Source organism: Streptomyces echinatus (genome assembly GCF_014203595.1).
Classification (GTDB): domain Bacteria; phylum Actinomycetota; class Actinomycetes; order Streptomycetales; family Streptomycetaceae; genus Streptomyces; species Streptomyces echinatus.
The window spans coordinates 186,819-206,134 of record NZ_JACHJK010000012.1 but is presented as its reverse complement, the minus strand read 5'-3'; the positions used below and the strand labels follow the sequence as shown (position 1 = coordinate 206,134).

Annotated in this window: 16 protein-coding genes; 4 read left to right on the top strand and 12 right to left on the bottom strand. The window is 72.5% G+C overall.

Annotated elements, in window-relative coordinates:
* Positions 1 to 268: 268 nt before the first annotated feature.
* On the bottom strand, positions 269 to 1,192 hold the full coding sequence (locus FHS34_RS29800) for a LysR family transcriptional regulator (protein WP_184971065.1): 924 nt from the start codon (positions 1,190 to 1,192) through the stop codon (positions 269 to 271).
* A gap of 70 nt (positions 1,193 to 1,262) precedes the next feature.
* On the opposite strand from FHS34_RS29800, the gene FHS34_RS29795 reads away from it, so the two are divergent.
* On the top strand, positions 1,263 to 2,426 hold the full coding sequence (locus FHS34_RS29795) for a TDT family transporter (protein WP_184971063.1): 1,164 nt from the start codon (positions 1,263 to 1,265) through the stop codon (positions 2,424 to 2,426).
* Here FHS34_RS29795 and FHS34_RS29790 read toward each other — a convergent pair.
* The 4 genes from FHS34_RS29790 to FHS34_RS29775 all read right to left on the bottom strand — a co-directional run bounded on the left by FHS34_RS29790 (position 2,338) and on the right by FHS34_RS29775 (position 7,044).
* Positions 2,338 to 3,057 carry a helical backbone metal receptor gene (locus FHS34_RS29790; protein WP_184971061.1) on the bottom strand — a complete coding sequence of 240 codons (720 nt, stop codon included), beginning with the start codon at positions 3,055 to 3,057 and terminating at the stop codon, positions 2,338 to 2,340. The genes FHS34_RS29795 and FHS34_RS29790 overlap by 89 nt on opposite strands.
* 142 nt (positions 3,058 to 3,199) lie before the next feature.
* A complete protein-coding gene (locus tag FHS34_RS29785) occupies positions 3,200 to 3,772 on the bottom strand; it encodes a helix-turn-helix domain-containing protein (RefSeq protein WP_184971059.1) in 573 nt (190 codons plus the stop codon).
* Positions 3,773 to 4,157: 385 nt separating this feature from the next.
* Positions 4,158 to 5,972, bottom strand: a complete 1,815-nt coding sequence (locus FHS34_RS29780; RefSeq protein WP_184971057.1) for an ABC transporter permease/substrate binding protein — start codon at positions 5,970 to 5,972, stop codon at positions 4,158 to 4,160.
* Positions 5,965 to 7,044 (bottom strand): quaternary amine ABC transporter ATP-binding protein, encoded by a 1,080-nt coding sequence (locus FHS34_RS29775; protein WP_184971055.1) that lies wholly within the window; start codon positions 7,042 to 7,044, stop codon positions 5,965 to 5,967. Before FHS34_RS29775 ends, FHS34_RS29780 begins: the two co-directional genes overlap by 8 nt.
* Positions 7,045 to 7,198: 154 nt before the next feature.
* On the opposite strand from FHS34_RS29775, the gene FHS34_RS29770 reads away from it, so the two are divergent.
* The 3 genes from FHS34_RS29770 to FHS34_RS29760 all read left to right on the top strand — a co-directional run bounded on the left by FHS34_RS29770 (position 7,199) and on the right by FHS34_RS29760 (position 10,299).
* Entirely contained in the window at positions 7,199 to 8,119 is a 921-nt protein-coding gene (locus FHS34_RS29770) for a 5'-3' exonuclease (protein ID WP_184971053.1), read from the top strand.
* Between the two features lie 121 nt (positions 8,120 to 8,240).
* The gene (locus tag FHS34_RS29765; RefSeq protein WP_184971051.1) at positions 8,241 to 9,095 is read left to right on the top strand and encodes a siderophore-interacting protein; all 855 of its coding nucleotides are present in this window, start codon (positions 8,241 to 8,243) and stop codon (positions 9,093 to 9,095) included.
* Positions 9,096 to 9,336: 241 nt separating this feature from the next.
* Complete coding sequence (locus tag FHS34_RS29760; protein WP_184971049.1) at positions 9,337 to 10,299, top strand: pseudouridine synthase; 963 nt, start codon at positions 9,337 to 9,339, stop codon at positions 10,297 to 10,299.
* A gap of 37 nt (positions 10,300 to 10,336) precedes the next feature.
* Here the strand turns inward: FHS34_RS29760 and FHS34_RS29755 are convergent, their stop codons facing one another.
* The 7 genes from FHS34_RS29755 to tatC form a co-directional block, all read right to left on the bottom strand.
* Positions 10,337 to 11,827 (bottom strand): cytochrome P450, encoded by a 1,491-nt coding sequence (locus tag FHS34_RS29755; protein WP_184971047.1) that lies wholly within the window; start codon positions 11,825 to 11,827, stop codon positions 10,337 to 10,339.
* Positions 11,828 to 11,872: 45 nt separating this feature from the next.
* Entirely contained in the window at positions 11,873 to 12,493 is a 621-nt protein-coding gene (locus FHS34_RS29750; RefSeq protein WP_184971045.1) for a GTP-binding protein, read from the bottom strand.
* On the bottom strand, positions 12,474 to 12,890 hold the full coding sequence (locus tag FHS34_RS29745) for a DUF742 domain-containing protein (protein ID WP_184971043.1): 417 nt from the start codon (positions 12,888 to 12,890) through the stop codon (positions 12,474 to 12,476). The genes FHS34_RS29750 and FHS34_RS29745 overlap by 20 nt, the downstream gene beginning before the upstream one ends.
* The gene (locus FHS34_RS29740) at positions 12,887 to 13,291 is read right to left on the bottom strand and encodes a roadblock/LC7 domain-containing protein (RefSeq protein WP_184971041.1); all 405 of its coding nucleotides are present in this window, start codon (positions 13,289 to 13,291) and stop codon (positions 12,887 to 12,889) included. The genes FHS34_RS29745 and FHS34_RS29740 overlap by 4 nt, the downstream gene beginning before the upstream one ends.
* Positions 13,288 to 14,958: a sensor histidine kinase gene (locus tag FHS34_RS29735; protein ID WP_225817670.1), complete on the bottom strand. Its 1,671-nt coding sequence runs from the start codon at positions 14,956 to 14,958 to the stop codon at positions 13,288 to 13,290. Before FHS34_RS29735 ends, FHS34_RS29740 begins: the two co-directional genes overlap by 4 nt.
* A gap of 425 nt (positions 14,959 to 15,383) precedes the next feature.
* Positions 15,384 to 18,236: a DEAD/DEAH box helicase gene (locus FHS34_RS29730; protein ID WP_184971039.1), complete on the bottom strand. Its 2,853-nt coding sequence runs from the start codon at positions 18,234 to 18,236 to the stop codon at positions 15,384 to 15,386.
* Positions 18,237 to 18,330: 94 nt separating this feature from the next.
* Entirely contained in the window at positions 18,331 to 19,275 is a 945-nt protein-coding gene (gene tatC / locus FHS34_RS29725) for a twin-arginine translocase subunit TatC (protein ID WP_184971037.1), read from the bottom strand.
* Positions 19,276 to 19,316: the final 41 nt, after the last annotated feature.

The following is a 19,316-nucleotide window of genomic DNA, read 5'->3' as shown; positions in this document are numbered from 1 at the left end:
GTCCCCGCGCCCCTGAGCGGGTGCAGTGGCCCCGCTTGGAAAGGGGCCGTGAGAGGGGCAGAGCCGTGGGGGTTGCGGTGCGATGCCTGGTGCGGGTGCATGGTGGGCTGGACGCGCCGTTCCCCGCGCCCCTGAGCGGGTGCAGTGGCCCCGCTTGGAAAGGGGCCGTGAGAGGGGCAGAGCCGTGGGGGTTGCGGTGCGATGCCTGGTGCGGGTGCGTGGTGGCTGGGCGCGCCGTTTCTCGCGACCCTGGTGCCGGAGGTGTTCGTCATCCTCGGGTCAGGGAGAGGAGTTCTCGGGCCGGGCCCGTGGGGCGGTGGCCGGTCGGCCAGACGGCTCGTAGGTCCCGGCGGAGCGATACGCCCTCGACCGGGATGCTGACCAGGCGCCGCATCGCCAGCTCCTCCCCCACCGCCAGTTCGCTGAGGACCGAGGGTCCCGCGCCGCTGACCGCGGACGCCTTCACCGCCGTCGTCGAGGACAGCTCGATCAGCGGCCGGGCCAGGCCGCCGAGCGCCGCGTCCAGGACCTGACGGGTGCCCGAGCCGCGTTCGCGGAGGATGAGCGGGGTCCCCGCGAGCTCCTGCGCCGTCAGGGGGCGCCGGCGCCGGGCCCAGGGGTGGCCGGGCGCGGTGACGACGATCAGCCGGTCGCGGGCGATGACCGTGGAGTCCAGCCCCGTGGGCACGTTGAGGCCCTCCACGAATCCTAGGTCCGCCTCCCCGGTCAGCAGCAGTTCCGCGACCTTCGCCGAGTTGCCCGCGAGCAGGGAGACCGCCGTGTCGGGACGCTCGGCGTGCAGCGCGAGGAGCCAGCCGGGCAGCAGGTACTCGGCGATGGTCATGCTCGCCGCGACCCTCAGTCGCGAGTCCCGCCGGTCCCGCAGGGCCCGCGCGCCCGCGTCGAAGGCCGCCGCCGCCTCCACGACCCGGCGGGCCCAGTCCGTCACCAGGGCGCCCGCGTCGGTGAGCCGGGAGCCGCGCGGGGAGCGGTCGACCAGGGCCACGCCCAGCTGCCGCTCCATGGAGCGCAGCCGGCTGCTGGCGGCCGGCTGGGTGACGCCGACCTCGCGCGCGGCCGCGCCGAGACTGCCCAGCCGCGCCACCGCGAGCAGCAGCTCCAGCGCGGCGAGATCCGGCACCCGGTGCGCCAGCGACTGCCTGCCGTCCCGCTGTTCCTCCGCCTCGCTCATAAGACCAGCTTATGCCCTCATAGGGATGAGGTTCCTGGTCGGCGAGGCCCGGCGGCGCCACCGTTGAGGCATGGTCACCGCAGCCCAGCCCCTGCCCCTGTCCCGGCGTCGCGCCGCCCGGCTCCGCCGGCTCGGACCGAACTGGTACGCCTCCGTCATGGGCACCGCCATCGTCGGCTCGGCCGGCGTCGCCCTGCCGGGACCGGCGCACGCCCCGCGCGCCGTCCTCGCCGCCTTCTGGGCGCTGTCCCTGCTGATGCTGCTGGTCCTGCTGACCGCCCGGGCCGTGCACTGGGCCCGCCACCGCGACCAGGCCCGCACCGATCTCCTCGACCCGGCCGTGGCCCCCTTCTACGGCTGCCTGGCGATGGCCCTGCTGGCGGTGGGCGGCGGCGCCCTGACGGCGGGCCGGGACCTGATCGGCACCCGCGCGGCCGTCGCCGTGGACACCGTGCTGTTCTCCGCCGGTACGGCGGTCGGGCTCGGGGCGGCCGTCGCGGTGCCGTACCTGATGGCCGTACGACATCGTGCGGCGCCCGCCGACGCCACCCCGGTATGGCTGCTGCCGCTGGTCGCGCCGATGGTGTCGGCCGCGCTCGGCCCCCTGCTGGTGCCGCACCTGCCGCCGGGCCGGCCCCGGGAGACCCTGCTGCTGGCCTGCTTCGCGATGTTCGGGCTGAGCCTGCTGGCCACGCTGCTGATGCTGCCGCTGGTCTTCGCCCGGCTGATCACCGCCGGGCCGCTGCCGCTCGCGCTCACCCCGACCCTGTTCCTGGTCCTCGGCCCGCTCGGTCAGTCCGTCACTGCCGTCGGCAAGATCGCGGACACCGCCCCCGGCGTCGTACCGGCCCCCTACGACCGGGGCCTTGAGGTCTTCGCCGTGCTGTACGGCGTGCCCGTCATGGGGTTCGCGCTGCTCTGGCTGGCGCTCGCCACCGCGCACGTGGTGCGGGCCCGGCGGCGGGGCATGGGGTTCGCGCTGACCTGGTGGGCGTTCACCTTCCCGGTGGGCACCTGCGTCACCGGCGCGGCGTCCCTCGCCCGGCACACCGGTCTCCCCGTGTACGGCCTGCTGGCCGTCGGCCTCTACGGCGTCCTCGTGGCGGCCTGGCTCGCGGCGGCCCGCGGCACCGTGCGCGGCCTGCTCAGCGGTGAGCTGCTCGCAGGGCCCCGGCCAGCACCCGCGGCGCCGCTGTCAGGGACGGGCCGTACCAGGTCAGGTGCCGTCCGCTGACCAGGGCACAGGGCAGGCCCGGGAAGGCCTCCGGGCCGTCGTCCGCGGTGAAGCGGTAGGGCTCGTCGGGCAGGACGACCAGGTCCGGGGCCGCCGCGCGCAGCTCCTCCAGCGGGACGCGGGGGTAGCGCTCGGGGTGGCCGGCGTAGAGGTGGTCCACGCCGAGGCGGGCCAGGACGTCGCCCGCGAAGGTGTCCCGGCCGAGGACCATCCAGGGCCGGCGCCAGACCGGTACGACCGCCGTCGCCCGCTCCAGGGGCTCGGGCAGAAACGCCCAGGCCTCCTCGGCCCCGGCCAGCCAGCCGGGCCGGCCCGGCGCGCCGCAGGCGGTGAGCACCCGGTCCAGTTCGGCGAGGGCCTGCGGCACGGTCCGCACCTCGGTGACCAGCACGTCGAGGCCCGCCGCCCGCAGGGCGTCGAGGTCGGCGGGGCGGTTCTCCTCCTCGTTGGCGAGCACCAGATCGGGCGCGAGGGAGACGATCCGGTCCACCGCCGGGTTCTTCGTGCCGCCGATCCGGGTGGCCCTCAGGTCCGCCGGATGGCTGCACCAGTCGGTGACGCCGACGAGAGCTCCGGGCAGGGTGACCGCCACGGCCTCGGTGAGCGAGGGGACGAGGGAGACGACGCGCATCACGCGGCCTCCGCGAGTCCGGCGCCCCGCGGCGGTGGAGGGCGGTGTCGGGTCACGGCTGTGCCGCGCGGCGGAGCCGGCCACGACGGGTCCGCGGACGGCCGGCGGTCCGGCACGGCCCCTCCTCCCTTCCGCGAGGCTCTCAGCGGGATCTGTCCTTGACGGCCTCGATGTGCTCGGCGACCGCCACCACGATGACCCGGGTGTCGGGGACCGTGGCCCGCCAGCGATGCCGGATCCCGCCGGTCAGATACAGCGTGTCGCCGCGGCCGAGGCGGTAGGCGCGCCCCTCGGCCTCTATCTCCACCGCGCCGTCGGCGACGTACATCAGCTCGTCGTTGCGGTGCTGGAACTCGCGGCCGGCGTCGTGGTCGCCGGTGAACTCGGAGGCGTGCAGCTGGTGGTGGCCGCGCACCAGGGAGCGGGTGCGCGGGCCGAAGTCGCCCTCGGCGACGGGCTCGGCGCGGACGACGTCCACGCTGGCGGCCGGGTCGGCGGCGGCGAGGAGTTCGACGGCGGTGGTGCGCAGGGCGTCGGCCAGCTTCTCCAGGGACGTACGGCTGGGGCGGGCCCGGTCGTTCTCCACCTGGCTGAGGAAGGGCACGGACAGTCCGCTGCGCTCGGCCACGGCGGCGAGGGTCAGTTCCAGCGCACGGCGGCGCCGCCGGACGGCCGCGCCCACCCGCACGGGCTGCTGCTCTTTGTGGTCGCCCATCGCTCCGGCTCCCTCCCTCGCTCGTCGTGCCGCTTTCGGGGTACCCGCCCCGGGGCACCCCTCTTCTGATGACTTCTCTGCACCCTACGCATGTTCGGCAAACCGTTTCACGTGCCTGTCACATCCCCGGCATGCCCCTGATCCCCCACCCTCACTGTTCGCGCCAGTGTCCCGGGGGCCGTCACCCTCCCGGAACGGGGTCCCCCGGTGGGATGAACATGCCGACCAGCTGGGCCTGGGCTCCCTGCCCGGGCCATGAATCGTCACGGATCGTGATTGGCCTGATCTGTGCCGTGAGCGGAACGCCGCGAGGGGCGGGCGCTGCCGGACGCACGTCGGCGTCCGGCGGCGCCCGCCCCTCGGGAGGCGGTCCGGGCCGGTCAGGTCACCCGGCCGCCTGGCTCCGGGCGTCGTCCTTGGCGACGGGGGCCCACTGGTCGAGCAGGCCGGGGTGCCGGCGCAGCCAGGCGCGGACGGCGTCCTGCTCCCCGCCCTTGCCGGCACTCTGGATGCGCGCCTCCAGGCTCGTCAGCTGCTCCTCGGTCATCGAGAAGTCCTTCAGCCACTGGCCGACCCGCGGGTTGTCGGCGGCGAAACCCTTGCGGGCGAGGGTGTGCACGCCGTCGCCCTTGCCCCAGGCGCCCTTGGGGTCCTTGAGCTTCTTCAGGCCGTAGTCGCTGTACGCCCAGTGCGGCGACCACAGGGTGACGACGACCGGCTGCTTGCGGCCGTAGGCGCGCTTCAGCTCGGCGAGCATGGCCGGCGTGGAGCCGTCGACCACCTCGTACGTGCCCTCCAGGCCGTACTCCTTCAGCACCTTGTCCTTCAACAGGCCCATCATGCCCGCGCTGGGCTCGATGCCGATGATCTTCCCGTGGAACTCGGAGGCGTGGTTCTCGAGGTCCTCCAGGGAGTTCACGTCCTTCACGTAGGACGGAACGGTCAGCTCCAGGGAGGTGGGGCCGTACCACTTGCCGAGGTCCTCGAGCCGCTCGCCGTACTTCGCCCAGTACTCGGCGTGGGTGGTGGGCAGCCAGGAGTCGGTCTCGAAGTCGAGCTGGCCGGTGGCGAGGCCGGTGTAGAGGGGGCCGGCCGCGTACTGGCTCGTGGTCACCTTGAAGCCGCGCTCCTCGAGGATCTCCTTCCAGAGGAACGTGGAGGCGATGCCCTCGTCCCAGGGGATGTAGCCGATCCGGATCTCCTTGCCCTTGCCGATGTCCGCGCCGGAGGCCTCGGAGGTGCCGGCGGAAGGGCCGAAGACGCCGAGTCCGGCCGCGACGAGGGCCAGGAAGACGGCACCGGCCAGGGCGACGGCCGGGCGCGGGCGGTACGACCACGCGCGCGTGCGGCTCTTCGCGGCGGCCCTGCGGCCCAGCGGGGAGAGCTGGGTGCCGAGCGCGCCGGTGACGCGGTCCAGGTAGATGGCGAGGACGACGATGCCGACGCCCGCCTCGAAGCCGTAGCCGATGTCGACCTGGCCGATGGCCTGGTTCACGGCGCCGCCGAGGCCGCCGGTGCCGACCATGCCGGCGATGACGACCATGGACAGGCCCAGCATGATCACCTGGTTGACGCCGGCCATGACGGTCGGCAGGGCGAGCGGCAGCTGGACGCGCCACAGGATGTTGCGCGGGGTGGTACCGAACGCCTCGGCGGCCTCCACCAGTTCCGCGTCGACCTGGCGGATCCCCAGCTCGGTCATGCGGACGCCGGGGGCCAGCGCGAAGATCAGGGTGGCGACGACACCGGGGGCGGTGCCGAGGCCGAAGAACAGCATGGCCGGGATCAGCAGGACCATCGACGGCATGGTCTGGAGCAGGTCCAGGACGGGCCGTACGGTCGCGCTGACCGTCTGGGAGCGGGCCGCCCAGATGCCCAGCGGGATCGAGATCACCAGGGCGAGCACGGTCGCCACCAGGACCAGGGCGAGCGTGGACATGGCCTGGTCCCACAGGTCGAGGGAGTCCACGAGCGCGAACCCGGCGAAGGCGAGGACGCCGGCGAGCAGTCCGCGCAGCCACCAGGCGACGACGGCGAGGATGCCCGCCATCAGCAGCGGCTCGGGCGCGGCGAGGACGGAGTCGAGGCCGTCGTACATGCCCTCCATGACCGCCTTGACGGCGTCGAAGAGCCAGGAGAGGTGGGCGACCAGCCAGTCGACGCCGGAGTCGACCCAGTCGCCGAGATGGATCCTAGGCACGGCCGATCACCTTCCTGCCGCCGTCGCTGTCACACGCCGCGGGCTCGCCCCGCTCGTCGCCGAGGAACCCGACCAGGCGCTGCCGGGGTACGACGCCGACGAGGGCGCGGCCCTCGTCGAGGACGGCGACCGGGTGGGACAGCCGGGCGCTGATCGCGCACAGCTCGGTGAACGGCGTCCCGGGGGCCGCGGTCTCGCAGCCGCAGTCGGCCTCGTCGCCGCGCACGTCGGTGTCCATCACGGCGGCGGCGGTCAGCACGCGGGAGCGGTCCACGTCCTGGATGAAGGAGGCCACGTAGTCGCCCTCCGGGCGCAGCAGGATGTCCTCCGCGGTGCCGGTCTGGACGATGCGCCCGTCGCGCATGACGGCGATGCGGTCACCGAGCCGCATGGCCTCGTTGAGGTCGTGGGTGATGAACACGATGGTCTTCTTCAGCGTCTTCTGCAGTTCCAGCAGCTGGTCCTGCATGTCGCGGCGGATCAGCGGGTCCAGGGCGCTGAAGGACTCGTCCATGAGGAGCAGGTCCGCGTCGGTGGCGAGGGCGCGGGCGAGGCCGACGCGCTGCTGCATGCCGCCGGACAGTTCGTCGGGCCAGGACTTCTCCCAGCCGGCCAGGCCGCACAGGGCGAGCGCCTCGTCGGCGCGGCGTACGCGCTCGGCGCGGGGCACGCCCTGCACTTCCAGGCCGTAGGCGGCGTTGTCGCGGACACTGCGGTGCGGGAACAGCGCGAAGTGCTGGAAGACCATGCTGATCTTCTTCGAGCGCAGCTCGCGCAGGGCGCGGTCGGGAAGGGTGGTCAGGTCCTGGCCGTCGAAGCGCACGCGGCCCGCGGTCGGCTCCAGCAGACCGTTGAGCATGCGCAGGAGGGTGGACTTGCCGGAGCCCGACAGCCCCATGACGACGAAGATCTCGCCGGCCTCGACGCGGAAGGAGGCGTCGATCACGGCGGCCGTCGTGCCGTCGGCGCGCAGCTCCTCCCGGTCGGCGTCCTTGCGCAGCCGTTCCACCGCGTCGTGCGGTCGTCTTCCGAACACCTTGAACAGGTGCTCTGCCTCAAGCCTGGGTGCCACGCGTACCTCTCGTCTCCGGGGACAGGACAGAGGCCGCGCCTCCCCAGGTCAGGGCGGGGCAAACGCGTGAGTGGCGGGACTCACGGGGATGCGCAGCACGCAACGCGTTCCGGGGCGGACGGCCGCTGTCGGTGCCGTACGGCATGATGCGGGCGTGACCGGACGACTGATGCTCCTCGACACCGCCTCGCTGTACTTCCGCGCCTATTTCGGCGTCCCGGACTCCGTGAAGGCGCCGGACGGCACGCCCGTCAACGCGGTTCGCGGCCTGCTGGACTTCATCGACCGGCTGGTGAAGGACCACCGGCCGGAGCACCTGGTGGCCTGCATGGACGCCGACTGGCGTCCGCAGTGGCGGGTGGACCTCATCCCCACCTACAAGGCCCACCGGGTCGCCGAGGAGCACGAGGGGGCGCCGGACGAGGAGGAGGTGCCGGACACCCTGGCCCCGCAGGTGCCGGTCATCGAGGCCGTGCTGGACGCGATCGGGATCGCCCGCGTCGGCGTCGCGGGATACGAGGCGGACGACGTGATCGGCACGTTCACCGCCCGGGCCGGGGGGCCGGTCGACATCGTCACCGGCGACCGCGACCTGTATCAGCTGGTGGACGACGAGCGCGAGGTCCGCGTGCTGTACCCGCTGAAGGGCGTCGGCACGCTGCAGCTGACCGACGAGGCGGTGCTGCGCGGCAAGTATGGCGTCGACGGGCGCGGGTACGCGGATCTGGCGCTGCTGCGCGGCGACCCGAGCGACGGCCTGCCGGGCGTGGCCGGCATCGGCGAGAAGACGGCCGCGAAGCTGCTCGCCGAGTTCGGTGACCTGGCCGGGATCATGGCCGCGGTCGACGAACCGGGGGCGAAGCTCACGCCGTCGCAGCGCAGGCGGCTCACCGAGGCCCGGCCGTATCTCGCGGTCGCGCCGAAGGTGGTGCGGGTGGCCGGCGACGTGCCGCTGCCGGACGTCGACACCGTCCTGCCGCACGCTCCGCGCGACCCGGAGGCCCTCCGGGAACTGGCGGGGCGGTGGGGACTGGGCGGCTCGCTGGAACGGCTGCTGTCCACCCTGACGCGCTGATCCCGGCCGGGGCCGAACGAAATGTTCCGGCAAAGGCTCTCATCAAGGCCCCAGGAAAGCGGTGTTGGATCGGAGCGAGTGCTAACTTAGGTAAACCTAACCAACTCCTCAGGAGGCCGTGATGGCAGAGCGTCCGGGACGAAAGCCGCGCAAGCCCCGTACCGCCCAGGTGGTGCGCACCGAGAGGCTGACGCCGCACATGCAGCGGGTGGTGCTCGGTGGTGAGGGTCTGGCCGGCTTCGCCGCGGACACCTGCACCGACCACTATGTGAAGCTGCTGTTCGGCGCGGCCGGCGTCACGTACCCGGAGCCCTTCGACCTGGAGCGGATCCGCGCCGAGTTCCCGCGGGAGCAGTGGCCGGTGACCCGGACCTACACCGTGCGCGGGTGGGACCCCGAGCGGGGTGAGCTCACCCTGGACTTCGTGATCCACGGCGACGAGGGCCTGGCCGGCCCCTGGGCCGTCCGGACGCGGCCCGGCGAGACCGTCCGCTTCATGGGCCCCGGCGGCGCGTACGCGCCCGACCCGGAGGCCGACTGGCATCTGCTCGCCGGTGACGAGAGCGCGCTGCCCGCCATCGCGCGCGCCCTGGAGACGCTGCCCGCCGGCGCCCGTGCGCACGCCTTCGTCGAGGTGTCCGGGCCCGAGGAGGAGCAGAAGATCGACGCCGAGGTGCCGGTCGTCTGGCTGCACCGCGGGGAGCGGCCGGTCGGCGCGGCTCTGGTGGAGGCCGTGCGCGCGCTGGAGTTCCCGGAGGGCCGGATGCACGCCTTCGTACACGGCGAGGCGGGCTTCGTGAAGGAGTTGCGCCAGCTGCTGCGGGTGGAGCTGCAGGTCCCGCGCGAGGACCTGTCGATCTCCGGCTACTGGCGCCTCGGCCACAACGAGGACGGCTGGCAGGCTTCCAAGCGGGACTGGAACGCCCGGATCGAGGCCGAGCAGGAGGGCGACACGGCGGCGGCCACCGCGGCCTGACCGACCCGCACCGACCACCCCCGCCCGGCACACCCCAGCCCTCTCCGGCCGGCTCCGCGCCCGCCCGGCCCGTCGCCCGCCGGCCCCCGGCGTCCGGACCCGGCGATCTCTTCGCCCGACCAGCCCGCCAAGCGGCCGGCTCCCCGCCCCGCCGAACCGCGTCCTGCCGGGTGCGTGGCCGGACGGTGCGCCCCTTTCCGCCCGCCACCAGGGTGACCGCGCCCCCGTACCCTTGACCCCGATGAGACGCCGTACGCCGCCCCCGCCCGCCCCGCTCCCCCAACGCGACGGAGTGGACCCCGTCCGGGTACGGCTGCCCGTGGGCGGGGCGTGGGCCACCGTGCGCGAGCACCTGGTCGAGCGGCTCACGGGGGCCGGTCCCGGGATGATCGAGTCGATGTTCACCGAGGGGCTGGTGGTCGGGGCCGACGGGCGGGCCGTGGCGCCGGACGCGCCGTACCGGGCGGGCATGTTCGTCTGGTTCCACCGTGAGCTGCCCGCCGAGGTGCCGGTGCCGTTCCCGGTGGAGGTGGTGTACCGGGACGAGCACATCGTGGTGGCCGACAAGCCGCACTTCCTGGCCACGACCCCGCGCGGCACGCATGTCGCCGAGACCGCGCTGGCCCGGCTCCGGCGCGAGCTGGACATCCCCACGCTGACGGCCGCCCACCGCCTGGACCGGCTCACCGCGGGGCTGGTGCTGTTCACCGTGCGGCCCGAGGAGCGGGGCGCGTACCAGACGCTGTTCCGGGACCGGCGGGTGGCCAAGGAGTACGAGGCGGTCGCGCCGTACGATCCCTCGCTCGTCCTGCCCCGGACCGTGCGCAGCAGGATCGTGAAGGAGCGCGGGGTGCCGGCCGCCCGGGAGGTGGCGGGCGAGCCGAACGCCGAGACCCGTGTGGAGCTGGCGGAACGCAGGGCCGGGCTGGGCCGCTACCGGCTCGTCCCGGTGACCGGGCAGACCCACCAGCTGCGGGTGCATCTGACCTCGCTGGGCGTGCCCATCCTCGGCGATCCGCTGTATCCCGAGGTGACCGCCCCGGTGCCGGCCGGCGACTTCCGGCGCCCGCTGCAACTGCTCGCCCGGCGCCTGGAGTTCACCGACCCCGTCACCGGCACGGACCACTCGTTCCGCAGCGGACGCCGGCTGCGGGCCTGGACGTCCTACGCCGACTGGGCCGGGCGGCACGCGCCGCGGCCGTGACGGCCGGCTCCGCCGGGGCGGAAGGGCCGGCCGCTCGTCAGTCGCCCCGCCACCAGCGCAGCAGGCGCCGCCAGAGGCCGCGGGACGGGGCCGGGGCCTGGGCCGGGGCCGCGGTGCGCGCGGCGGGCGCCTCGGGGAAGGCCGCCTGCCGCGGTGCGGCGGCCGGGACCGGGTCACCGCCCGGCGTGCCCTCCTTCGGTCCGGAGCGCTGCGCTGGGACGGGCATGGCCCGCGGCGGCAGGTCGACGTCCTGCTCCGGCTTCGGTTCGAAGCGCACCGGCAGGGCCACCAGGTGCCGGGAGGCGATGGACGACCGCCAGCGCAGGTCCTCCTCGGCGCAGTCGAGCTGGATGTCGGACAGACGGGTCAGCAGCGCGTCCACGCCGACGTCGGCGATGGCGCGGCCGATGTCCTGGCCGGGGCACTCGTGGGGGCCGCCGCCGAAGGCGAGGTGGGAGCGGTTGCCCTGCATGCTCGCGGACAGATCGGGCCGCACCCGTGGGTCGACGTTGCCCGGGGCGGGCGCGAAGAGCAGCCCGTCGCCCTTGCGGATGCGCCGGCCGCCCAGTTCGGTGTCCTGCTTGGCGAAGTAGCCGAAGACCGTGCTGAACGGCGGCTCGTCCCACAGGGACTGCTCGATCGCCTCCGGCACGGTCATCTGGCCGCCGTTGAGCTGGGCGCGGAAGCCCGGCTCGGTGAGGACCATGCGCAGCGCGTTGGCGAGGAGGTTCGCGGTGGCCTCGTAGGACGCGAAGAGGACGAGCCGCAGGTGTTCGCGGACCTCGTCGTCGGTGAGTCCGGCCGGGTGGCCGATGAGGTGGCTGGTGAAGTCGTCCTCGGGCCGGGCACGCCGCCGGGTGGTGAGCCGGCTGAGCGCGTCCATGACGTAGGTGTGGCTCTGGATGGCGGTCTCGGTGCCCTTGAGGGCGTCCCGCGCGGCCTGCACCATGCGGTCGTTGTACTCCTCGGGCATGCCGAGGATCTCGCACATCACGGCCATCGGCAGGTGCTCGGCGAACTGGGAGACAAGTTCGGCCCGGCCCCGCTCGCAGAAGCCGTTGACCAGGCCCTGCGTGTGGCGGCCGATGTGCCGGCGGACGCTGCGGTGGTCGATGGTGGCCATGGCCGCGGTGACCGCCGCGCGCAGCCGCTGGTGTTCGTTCCCCTCGGCGTGGGAGCAGATGGGCTGCCAGGCGATGTGCGGCATGAGGGGGTGGTCGGGCTTGACCATGCCCTCCCGCAGCGGGGTCCAGATCCGGCTGTCCCGGGTGTACTGCGAGGGGCTGCGCACCAGCTGCAGGTTCTCGGCGTGCCCGAGGACCACCCACATGGGCACGTCGTCGTGCAGCAGTACGGGAGCCACGGTGCCGTGCTGCTCGCGCAGGCGGTCGTAGAGGGCGTCGAGGTCCTCGGCGTCGGGGCCGTAGAGCCGGTGCACCGCGCCGGGGCCGAGGCCGTGGGCGGGGCAGCCCGGCGGCGGGCCGGACGTGGGGTCTGTGCCGGTCAGTGATGGGGATTCAGACGTCACGGTGTCGCTCCGGAACGGGTGGTGTGGGGCTGTGTCGACTGCGGGTCAGATGAGGGCGCCGGACAGGGCGAGCGAGTGCAGGAAGCGCATGAGGGTCATCAGCACGTCCTTGCTGGAGGCCCGGCGGCGCACGTCGCACTCCATGATCGGGATGTCCGGGGCCAGGTCCAGCGCGGTGCGCAGCTCCTCCACCGGGTAACGGGGTCCGTCCGGGAAGGAGTTGACGGCCACGACGAAGGGCACGCCGCGTTCCTCCAGCCGGCCCATGACATCGAAGCTGACCTCCAGGCGCCGGGTGTCGACCAGGACGACCGCGCCGAGCGCGCCTTCGAACAGGCCGTTCCACAGGAACCAGAAGCGCTCCTGGCCAGGGGTGCCGAAGAGGTAGAGCACCAGTTTGTCGGTGATGCTGATGCGTCCGAAGTCCATGGCCACGGTGGTGGCCGTCTTGGAGTCGGAGCCGTAGTTGTCGTCCACGCCGATGCCGGCCTGGGTCATGGTCTCCTCGGTGGTCAGCGGCCTGATCTCGCTGACGGAGCCGACCATGGTGGTCTTGCCGACACCGAAGCCGCCCACGATCACGATCTTCACCGCGGCCTGGGCCGTGTGCGGCAGATGGTCCTCGGTGCGGGGGCCGGGGATCGTGTCAGAGCTTTTGAAGTCCATGCATCACCGCTTCGAGGAGTGAACGGTCGGCCACCGCCTGGCGGACGATCGGGGCGCGCGCCTGCACCAGTTCCGTCGTGATCAGCTTGGTGATCACCACGGTCATGGCACTGAACGGCAGCTGCAGGTAGGCCGACAGCTCGGCCAGGGACAGCGGGGCGGCGCAGAGTCTCAGTACCGCCGCCTCCTCCGGCGAGGCGGACGGCGGGGGCGCGGAGCGCGCCACGATCAGGGTGACCAGGTCGAGTTCGGCGCGGGCGCCGTCGGCGGATCCCGCGATGGTGTACAGCCGTTCGGGGTTCCCGGGCTTGTCCGGGCCGCTCGCCGGTTCGGGGGACGGTGGTGGCGGGGAGGCCACCGGCTGCGGCCGGCGCCGTTTGCGTCGTGGAGGTGTCATACGGTCTGCCCGTTCCGCCGGGGCGGACTGGTGAGGTGGGCGCCGATCCGGACGACGAGGTCCCGCATCATGCCGCTCATCCGGCCCGGTTCGCAGGTCACGTCGGCGAGTACGGCGAGATAGGCGTTGTCGCCGGCGTTCATGAGGTAGAAGTAGCCGCCCTCGATCTCGATGACGACGACCTTCATCTCACCGGCGCCGGGGATCTCCTGGATGATGGCGCCGGCCAGGCTCTGTACGCCCGCGCAGGCGGCGGCCACGCGGTCGGCGGCGTCGGGGTCACCGCCGTAGCGGGCGATGCGCAGCCCGTCGGAGGAGAGGACCACGATCATCTCGATGCCCGGTACGCCGTCGTTCAGCTGCTTGAGCATCCAGTCCAGGTTCGCTCGCTGCTGGATCACTTGAGGTCCCCCTCGTCGTCGGCCGCGGTGGCGCCCTCGGCGTAATCGGCCGAATCGTCGATCAGATGCAGGTACTTGGTGGGGTGGAGCGTGAAGTCGGTCAGCTCGGCCGCGGTGGCGTCCTCGGGCATGCCCTTGCGCAGGCCGTCCCAGAACGCTTCCATCCACATGCCCGGGGGCCGGTCCATGAGCTTCTTGCGCTCGGGGTCGATCTCGGGCTCGGGTTCCGGTTCGGCCCTGGTCTGGGACCAGATGGTGGGCCTGCCCTCGCGCTCGGCGCGCTCGATGGCGGCCTGTTCCGCGATCCGCTGGCTGAGCGGGGTCTTCACCCGGCTGCGGCGCTGCGGCAGACCGCCCGCGGTCCACTCGGTGACCTCCGGGACGTCGTCCTCCATGGAGATCCCGGCGGGGATCTTGGGGCTGGTGGGGCGGCGCTTCTTGGGCGGGCGCTTGGGGCCCTCGACGGCGCCGAGTTCGGGCTTGGGGATGCCGGTGGCACCGATGCCGTGCGCGGCGCCGACGCCGGGCTCGGTGGTCGTCATGACGCGCGGCACGATGAGGATCGCGCGGACGCCGCCGTAGGCGGAGGCGCGCAGCGAGACCTCCATGTCGAACTGCTTGCAGAGCCGGCCGACGACGGCGAGGCCGAGGCGCGGGGTGTCACCGAGGTTCTGCGCGTCGTCGCCGTTCTTGGCGTCCTCGATCATCTGCTCGATGCGGGCGCGGGACTCCTCGGTGAGGCTGACGCCGGCGTCCTCGATCTCGATGGCGATGCCCGCCTGCACCTCCGCGGCGGTGACGTGCACCTGGGTGGAGGGCGGCGAGTAGCGGGTGGCGTTGTCGAGGAGCTCGGCCGCCGCATGGATGACCGGTTCGACCGCGGTGCCCTTGATGTTGATGTTGACGATGGAGCTGAGGTCGATGCGGCGGTACTCCAGGATCCGGGACATCGCGCCGCGCAGCACGCTGTACAGGGAGACCGGCAGGGGCCACTGGCGGCCGGGGCGGCCGCCGCCGAGGACGGAGATGGTGTCGGCGAGGCGGCCGATCAGCGAGGTGCCGTGGTCGATGCGCAGCAGGTCGTCGAAGACCTCCGGGTTGCGCCCGTGGTCCTCCTCCATCTCGCGGAGTTCCTTGGCCTGCTGGTGGACGATGGCCTGGACGCGGCGGGCGATGCTCACGAAGGAGCGCTCGGAGGCGTCGCGCATGGAGATCTCGTGGTCGGCTCCGCGCAGCGCGATGCGCACCAGTTCGCGGTAGCCCTCGGGCAGGCCGCGCAGGGCGGGGTCCTCGTCGAAGACGTAGCGCACGGTGTCGCGGAGCACCTCGCCGCGGCGCAGCCGGAGGAAACCGGTGGGCAGCACGTCGGTGGCGAAGCGCTGCATCAGCTCTTCGTGCGCGGCGATCCGCTGTTCCAGATACGCCGTGTGACGGGCGTGTTCGGCCTGCGCCTCGCGGAGCCGGCGGCCGCGCCGGGCGGCCTCCCCGGCCGTGCCCAGGACCAGCAGCACGGCCAGCGCTCCGCACACGCCGACGGCGATCCGGGCCGAGGGCGGTACCAGGGCGACGGCGGCGCCCGCCGCGCCGGCCATCACGATGGCCGGCGGCAACAGCACACGCGCATAGGGACGTTCACGGCCGCCGGGAGGCTTCTGAACACTCACCATGGATGCCTTCCGAGATGAGTCGGCTGGGTGTCGGGGGAGCTTGCGGGGGGAAGGTTCATGGAACCGAAGGGATCTGCTTCACATTGGGGAACAAGCGCACGAATTACCTCAACTCGGTGCGCCGCGGGCGAGCTTAGTCCGACCGGATCATCGCCGTGTCATATTCGGCAAGCACCTGAAATCGCCCCCGCACCAGGAGTACGCTCAGCTTCTTTTACACGCAGCGCTCTTACTCGAACACATTCGGTAACGGCGCACGGGTGTACGAGAGTCACTCACCGCGAAGAGTGAAAAGGAAACCCGGGCCGCACCTCGGCGGCCCCAACCACCGTTCCCCGGGCGGCAGTTCACGCCCAGGACCGTCCGACGAGGACGGGGACGGCAACGGCGGGCCACGGCGCTGCCGCAGCCCGCCGAACGAGGCGTCAGCCCACCGACGAGTAGGCGACCACACCCCGCAGCAACTGATCGACCGCCTTGCGCGCGGCCTTGGCCACCGTCGAACCCTCCACGGGGGCGGCCGCGGAGATCTGCCCGAGCACGTCGATGACCTGCTTGCACCACCGCACGAAGTCGCCGGCCGGCATCTCCGCCTCGCGCAGCACCTCGTCCAGACCCTTGTCGGACGCCCACATGTAGGCGGCCCAGGCGAAACCGAGGTCGGGCTCGCGCTGGCCGACGCCCTCGGTCTGGCTGATCCGGAAATCCTCCTCCAGGCCGTCGAGCCGGCCCCAGATCCGGACCATCTCCCCCAGCGCGGCCTTGGCCTTGCCGGACGGCAGCTTCGGCGCCATCGCGTCGTCGCCCACCCGCGCCTCGTACACCAGCGCCGAGACACAGGCGGCCAGTTCGGCAGGGCTGAGCCCCTCCCAGACGCGCTCGCGCAGGCACTCGCTGGCCAGCAGATCCAGCTCGCCGTACAGCCGCGCGAGCCGCTTGCCGTGCTCGGTGACCTCGTCACCGCGCAGATAGTCCAGCTCGGTCAGCAGCGCCACGATCCGGTCGAAGGTACGCGCGATGGTGTTCGTACGGCCCTCGATGCGCCGTTCCAGCTGCGAGGTGTCGCGCAGCAGCCGGTGGTAGCGCTCCGCCCACCGGGCGTGGTCCTCGCGGTCGTCACAGCCGTGACAGGGGTGGGCCCGGATCGCCGTGCGCAGCCGGGCGATCTCACGGTCGTCGGCGGCCTGGGACCGCTTCTTGCGCGCCCGCTCCGGCGGGATGTGCCCCGCCTTGGTGCGCAGCGCGGAGGCGAGGTCCCGGCGGGACTGCGGCGAACGCGGGTTGAACGACTTCGGGATCCGCATCCGGTCCAGCGGCTCCACCGGCACCGGGAAGTCCATCGACGCCAGCCGCTTGACCTGCCGTTCGGCCGTCAGCACCAGCGGGCGCGGCCCGTCGTGGTGGTCGAAGCCGCGGTGGCCGTTGGAGCGGCCCGCGGGCAGCCCCGGGTCCAGCACCAGCGCCAGACCGGCGTACTTGCCCGTGGGCACGTGGATGACATCGCCCGGCTTGAGCTTCTCCAGCGCGACGGCGGCCTCGGCACGCCGCTCGCTCGCGCCCTGCCGGGCCAGCTCGGTCTCCCGGTCCTTCAGCTCGCGGCGCAGCCGCGCGTACTCGTCGAAGTCGCCGAGGTGGCAGGTCATGGAGGCCTTGTAGCCCTCCAGGCCCTCCTCGTTGCGCTGCACCTGCCGGGAGATCCCGACGACCGACTTGTCGGCCTGGAACTGGGCGAAGGAGGTCTCCAGCAGCTCGCGCGAGCGGTGCCGGCCGAACTGCTCGACCAGATTGACCGCCATGTTGTACGACGGCTTGAAGCTGGAGCGCAGCGGATAGGTGCGGGTGCCCGCGAGACCGGCCAGGTGCTCGGGGCTCATGCCGCGCTGCCACAGCACCACGGCGTGGCCCTCGACGTCGATGCCCCGGCGGCCCGCACGGCCGGTCAGCTGCGTGTACTCGCCGGGCGTGATGTCGGCGTGCTGCTCGCCGTTCCACTTGACGAGCTTCTCCAGCACCACCGAGCGGGCGGGCATGTTGATCCCGAGCGCGAGGGTCTCGGTGGCGAACACCGCCTTGACCAGGCCGCGCACGAACAGCTCCTCGACGACCTCCTTGAACGTGGGCAGCATGCCCGCGTGGTGGGCCGCGATCCCCCGCTCCAGACCCTCCAGCCATTCGTAGTAGCCGAGGACGTGCAGGTCCTCCGACGGGATGGCGGCGGTGCGCTCCTCGACCAGGGCGCGGACCTGTTCCCGGGCCTCCTCGTCGTTGAGCCTGAGGCCCGCGTACAGGCACTGCTGGACGGCGGCCTCGCAGGCGGCGCGGCTGAAGATGAAGGTGATGGCAGGCAGCAGGCCCTCGGAGTCCAGGCGCTCGATGACCTCGGGACGGCCGGGCGTCCACACGCGCGAGCGCTGTCTGCGCTCGCGCTCCCGGTCGGCCTCGCGCATCGACCGGCCGCGCCTGCGGTCCTGGTACGACGGCCTGGTGGCCTCCATGCGGGCCAGGCGGGCCAGGTCGGGGTTGACGGCCTTCTTGTGGCCCTCGCCCTCCTCGAACAGGTCGTACATCCGGCGCCCGGCCAGCACGTGCTGGAACAGCGGCACGGGCCGGTGCTCGGAGACGATCACCTCGGTGTCGCCCCGGACGGTGTCCAGCCAGTCGCCGAACTCCTCGGCGTTGGACACGGTGGCGGACAGCGAGACCAGGGTCACCGACTCGGGCAGGTGGATGATCACCTCCTCCCAGACGGCGCCGCGGAAGCGGTCGGAGAGGTAGTGCACCTCGTCCATGACCACGTAGCCGAGGCCGAGGAGGGTCTGGGAGCCGGCGTAGAGCATGTTCCGCAGCACCTCGGTGGTCATCACGACCACGGGGGCGTCGGAGTTCACGCTGTTGTCGCCGGTGAGCAGGCCGACCTTCTCGCTGCCGTAGCGACGGCACAGGTCGGCGTACTTCTGGTTCGACAGCGCCTTGATGGGTGTCGTGTAGAAGCACTTCTTGCCCTGCTGGAGGGCGAGGTGGACGGCGAACTCGCCCACGATCGTCTTGCCCGAACCGGTGGGAGCGGCCACCAGCACGCCCTTCCCCGCTTCGAGCGCCTGGCAGGCCTCGATCTGGAAGGGGTCGAGGCCGAAGTCGTACATCTCGCGGAAGGAGGCGAGCGCGGTGGCCTGCTCGGCTGCCCGCCTGCGGGCTGCCGCGTACCGCTCGGCCGGTGAGAGATCCTCTGTCATCGTACTTTCGAGCGTACCGGGCCCCACTGACAACAGGACGATCATTATCGGGATCGCCGGCCGGCGGCAGCGGACCGGAGGAAGACGGATGCCCCCGTCCTCGGGGGACGGGGGCATCGCGCGGCGGCTCGGTGACGGATCAGGTCACGTCGTCGTAGCCGTTGACGCGCTCGTTGCTCGCCTGCTCGGGCAGGGCCCGGGCGGCCGAGACGGGCTCGACGCCGCCGATGTCCTCGGGCGTGAGGTCCAGCTCGGAGGCCTCGTCGTCGGAGGGGCCCTCGGCCTCGCGGCGACGCCGGCGCTTGTCGTTGAGCAGCGCGATGGCCACGGCGACGAAGTACAGCGCCCAGATCGGCGCCGCCAGCGCCAGCATCGTCATCGGGTCCGGGCTGGGCGTGGCCACGGCCGCGAAGACGGTGATGCCGATGACCATGCCGCGCCACCAGCCCAGCATGCGCCGCCCGGACAGGACGCCGGTCAGATTGAGCATGACCAGCAGCAACGGCATCTCGAAGGCGAGGCCGAAGACCACGATCATGCGGGTGACCAGGTCCAGCAGGTCGTCCAGCGGCAGCAGGTTCTCGGCACCGTCGGGTGTGAGGTCGATCATCACCCTGGCCGTGGTGGGCAGCACGTTGAACGCGAGGTAGCCGCCACCGAGGAAGAGCGGGAAGCCGAAGCCGACGAAGGCGTAGGCGTACTTCTTCTCTTTACGGTGCAGGCCCGGCGCGACGAACGCCCACAGCTGGTAGAGCCAGACCGGCGACGCGAGCACGACACCGGTCATCAGGGCGACCTTCAGTGCCAGGGTGAACGGCGCCAGCAGACCGCTGACGGTGATGTGCGCGCAGCGGGCGTTCTTGCTGCCGGCCAGCTCCCCGAACGACTGGTGGCAGCCGATCTCGTCCAACATCGGCCGGGTGATGACATCGATGATGTCCCGGTAGAAGAAGGCCGCGATGATCGTGACCGCGAGGATCGCCAGGACACCCTTCGCGAGCCGGTTGCGCAGCTCACGCAAGTGATCCGCGAGAGGCATCCGCCCCTCGGGATCTCTCTCCTTTTTGCGGGCAGACTTGAGCAACCCACATCCTCATCTCGTGCAGCGGACCGGATGCCCCGGTC

Coding starts and splice junctions, on each gene's coding strand:
- FHS34_RS29800 (WP_184971065.1), bottom strand. CDS start 1,192: ATGAGCGAGGCGGAGGAACAGCGGGACGGCAGGCAGTCGCTGGCGCAC.
- FHS34_RS29795 (WP_184971063.1), top strand. CDS start 1,263: ATGGTCACCGCAGCCCAGCCCCTGCCCCTGTCCCGGCGTCGCGCCGCC.
- FHS34_RS29790 (WP_184971061.1), bottom strand. CDS start 3,057: ATGCGCGTCGTCTCCCTCGTCCCCTCGCTCACCGAGGCCGTGGCGGTC.
- FHS34_RS29785 (WP_184971059.1), bottom strand. CDS start 3,772: ATGGGCGACCACAAAGAGCAGCAGCCCGTGCGGGTGGGCGCGGCCGTC.
- FHS34_RS29765 (WP_184971051.1), top strand. CDS start 8,241: ATGGCAGAGCGTCCGGGACGAAAGCCGCGCAAGCCCCGTACCGCCCAG.
- FHS34_RS29760 (WP_184971049.1), top strand. CDS start 9,337: ATGAGACGCCGTACGCCGCCCCCGCCCGCCCCGCTCCCCCAACGCGAC.
- FHS34_RS29750 (WP_184971045.1), bottom strand. CDS start 12,493: ATGGACTTCAAAAGCTCTGACACGATCCCCGGCCCCCGCACCGAGGAC.
- FHS34_RS29745 (WP_184971043.1), bottom strand. CDS start 12,890: ATGACACCTCCACGACGCAAACGGCGCCGGCCGCAGCCGGTGGCCTCC.
- FHS34_RS29735 (WP_225817670.1), bottom strand. CDS start 14,958: ATGGTGAGTGTTCAGAAGCCTCCCGGCGGCCGTGAACGTCCCTATGCG.
- FHS34_RS29730 (WP_184971039.1), bottom strand. CDS start 18,236: ATGATCGTCCTGTTGTCAGTGGGGCCCGGTACGCTCGAAAGTACGATG.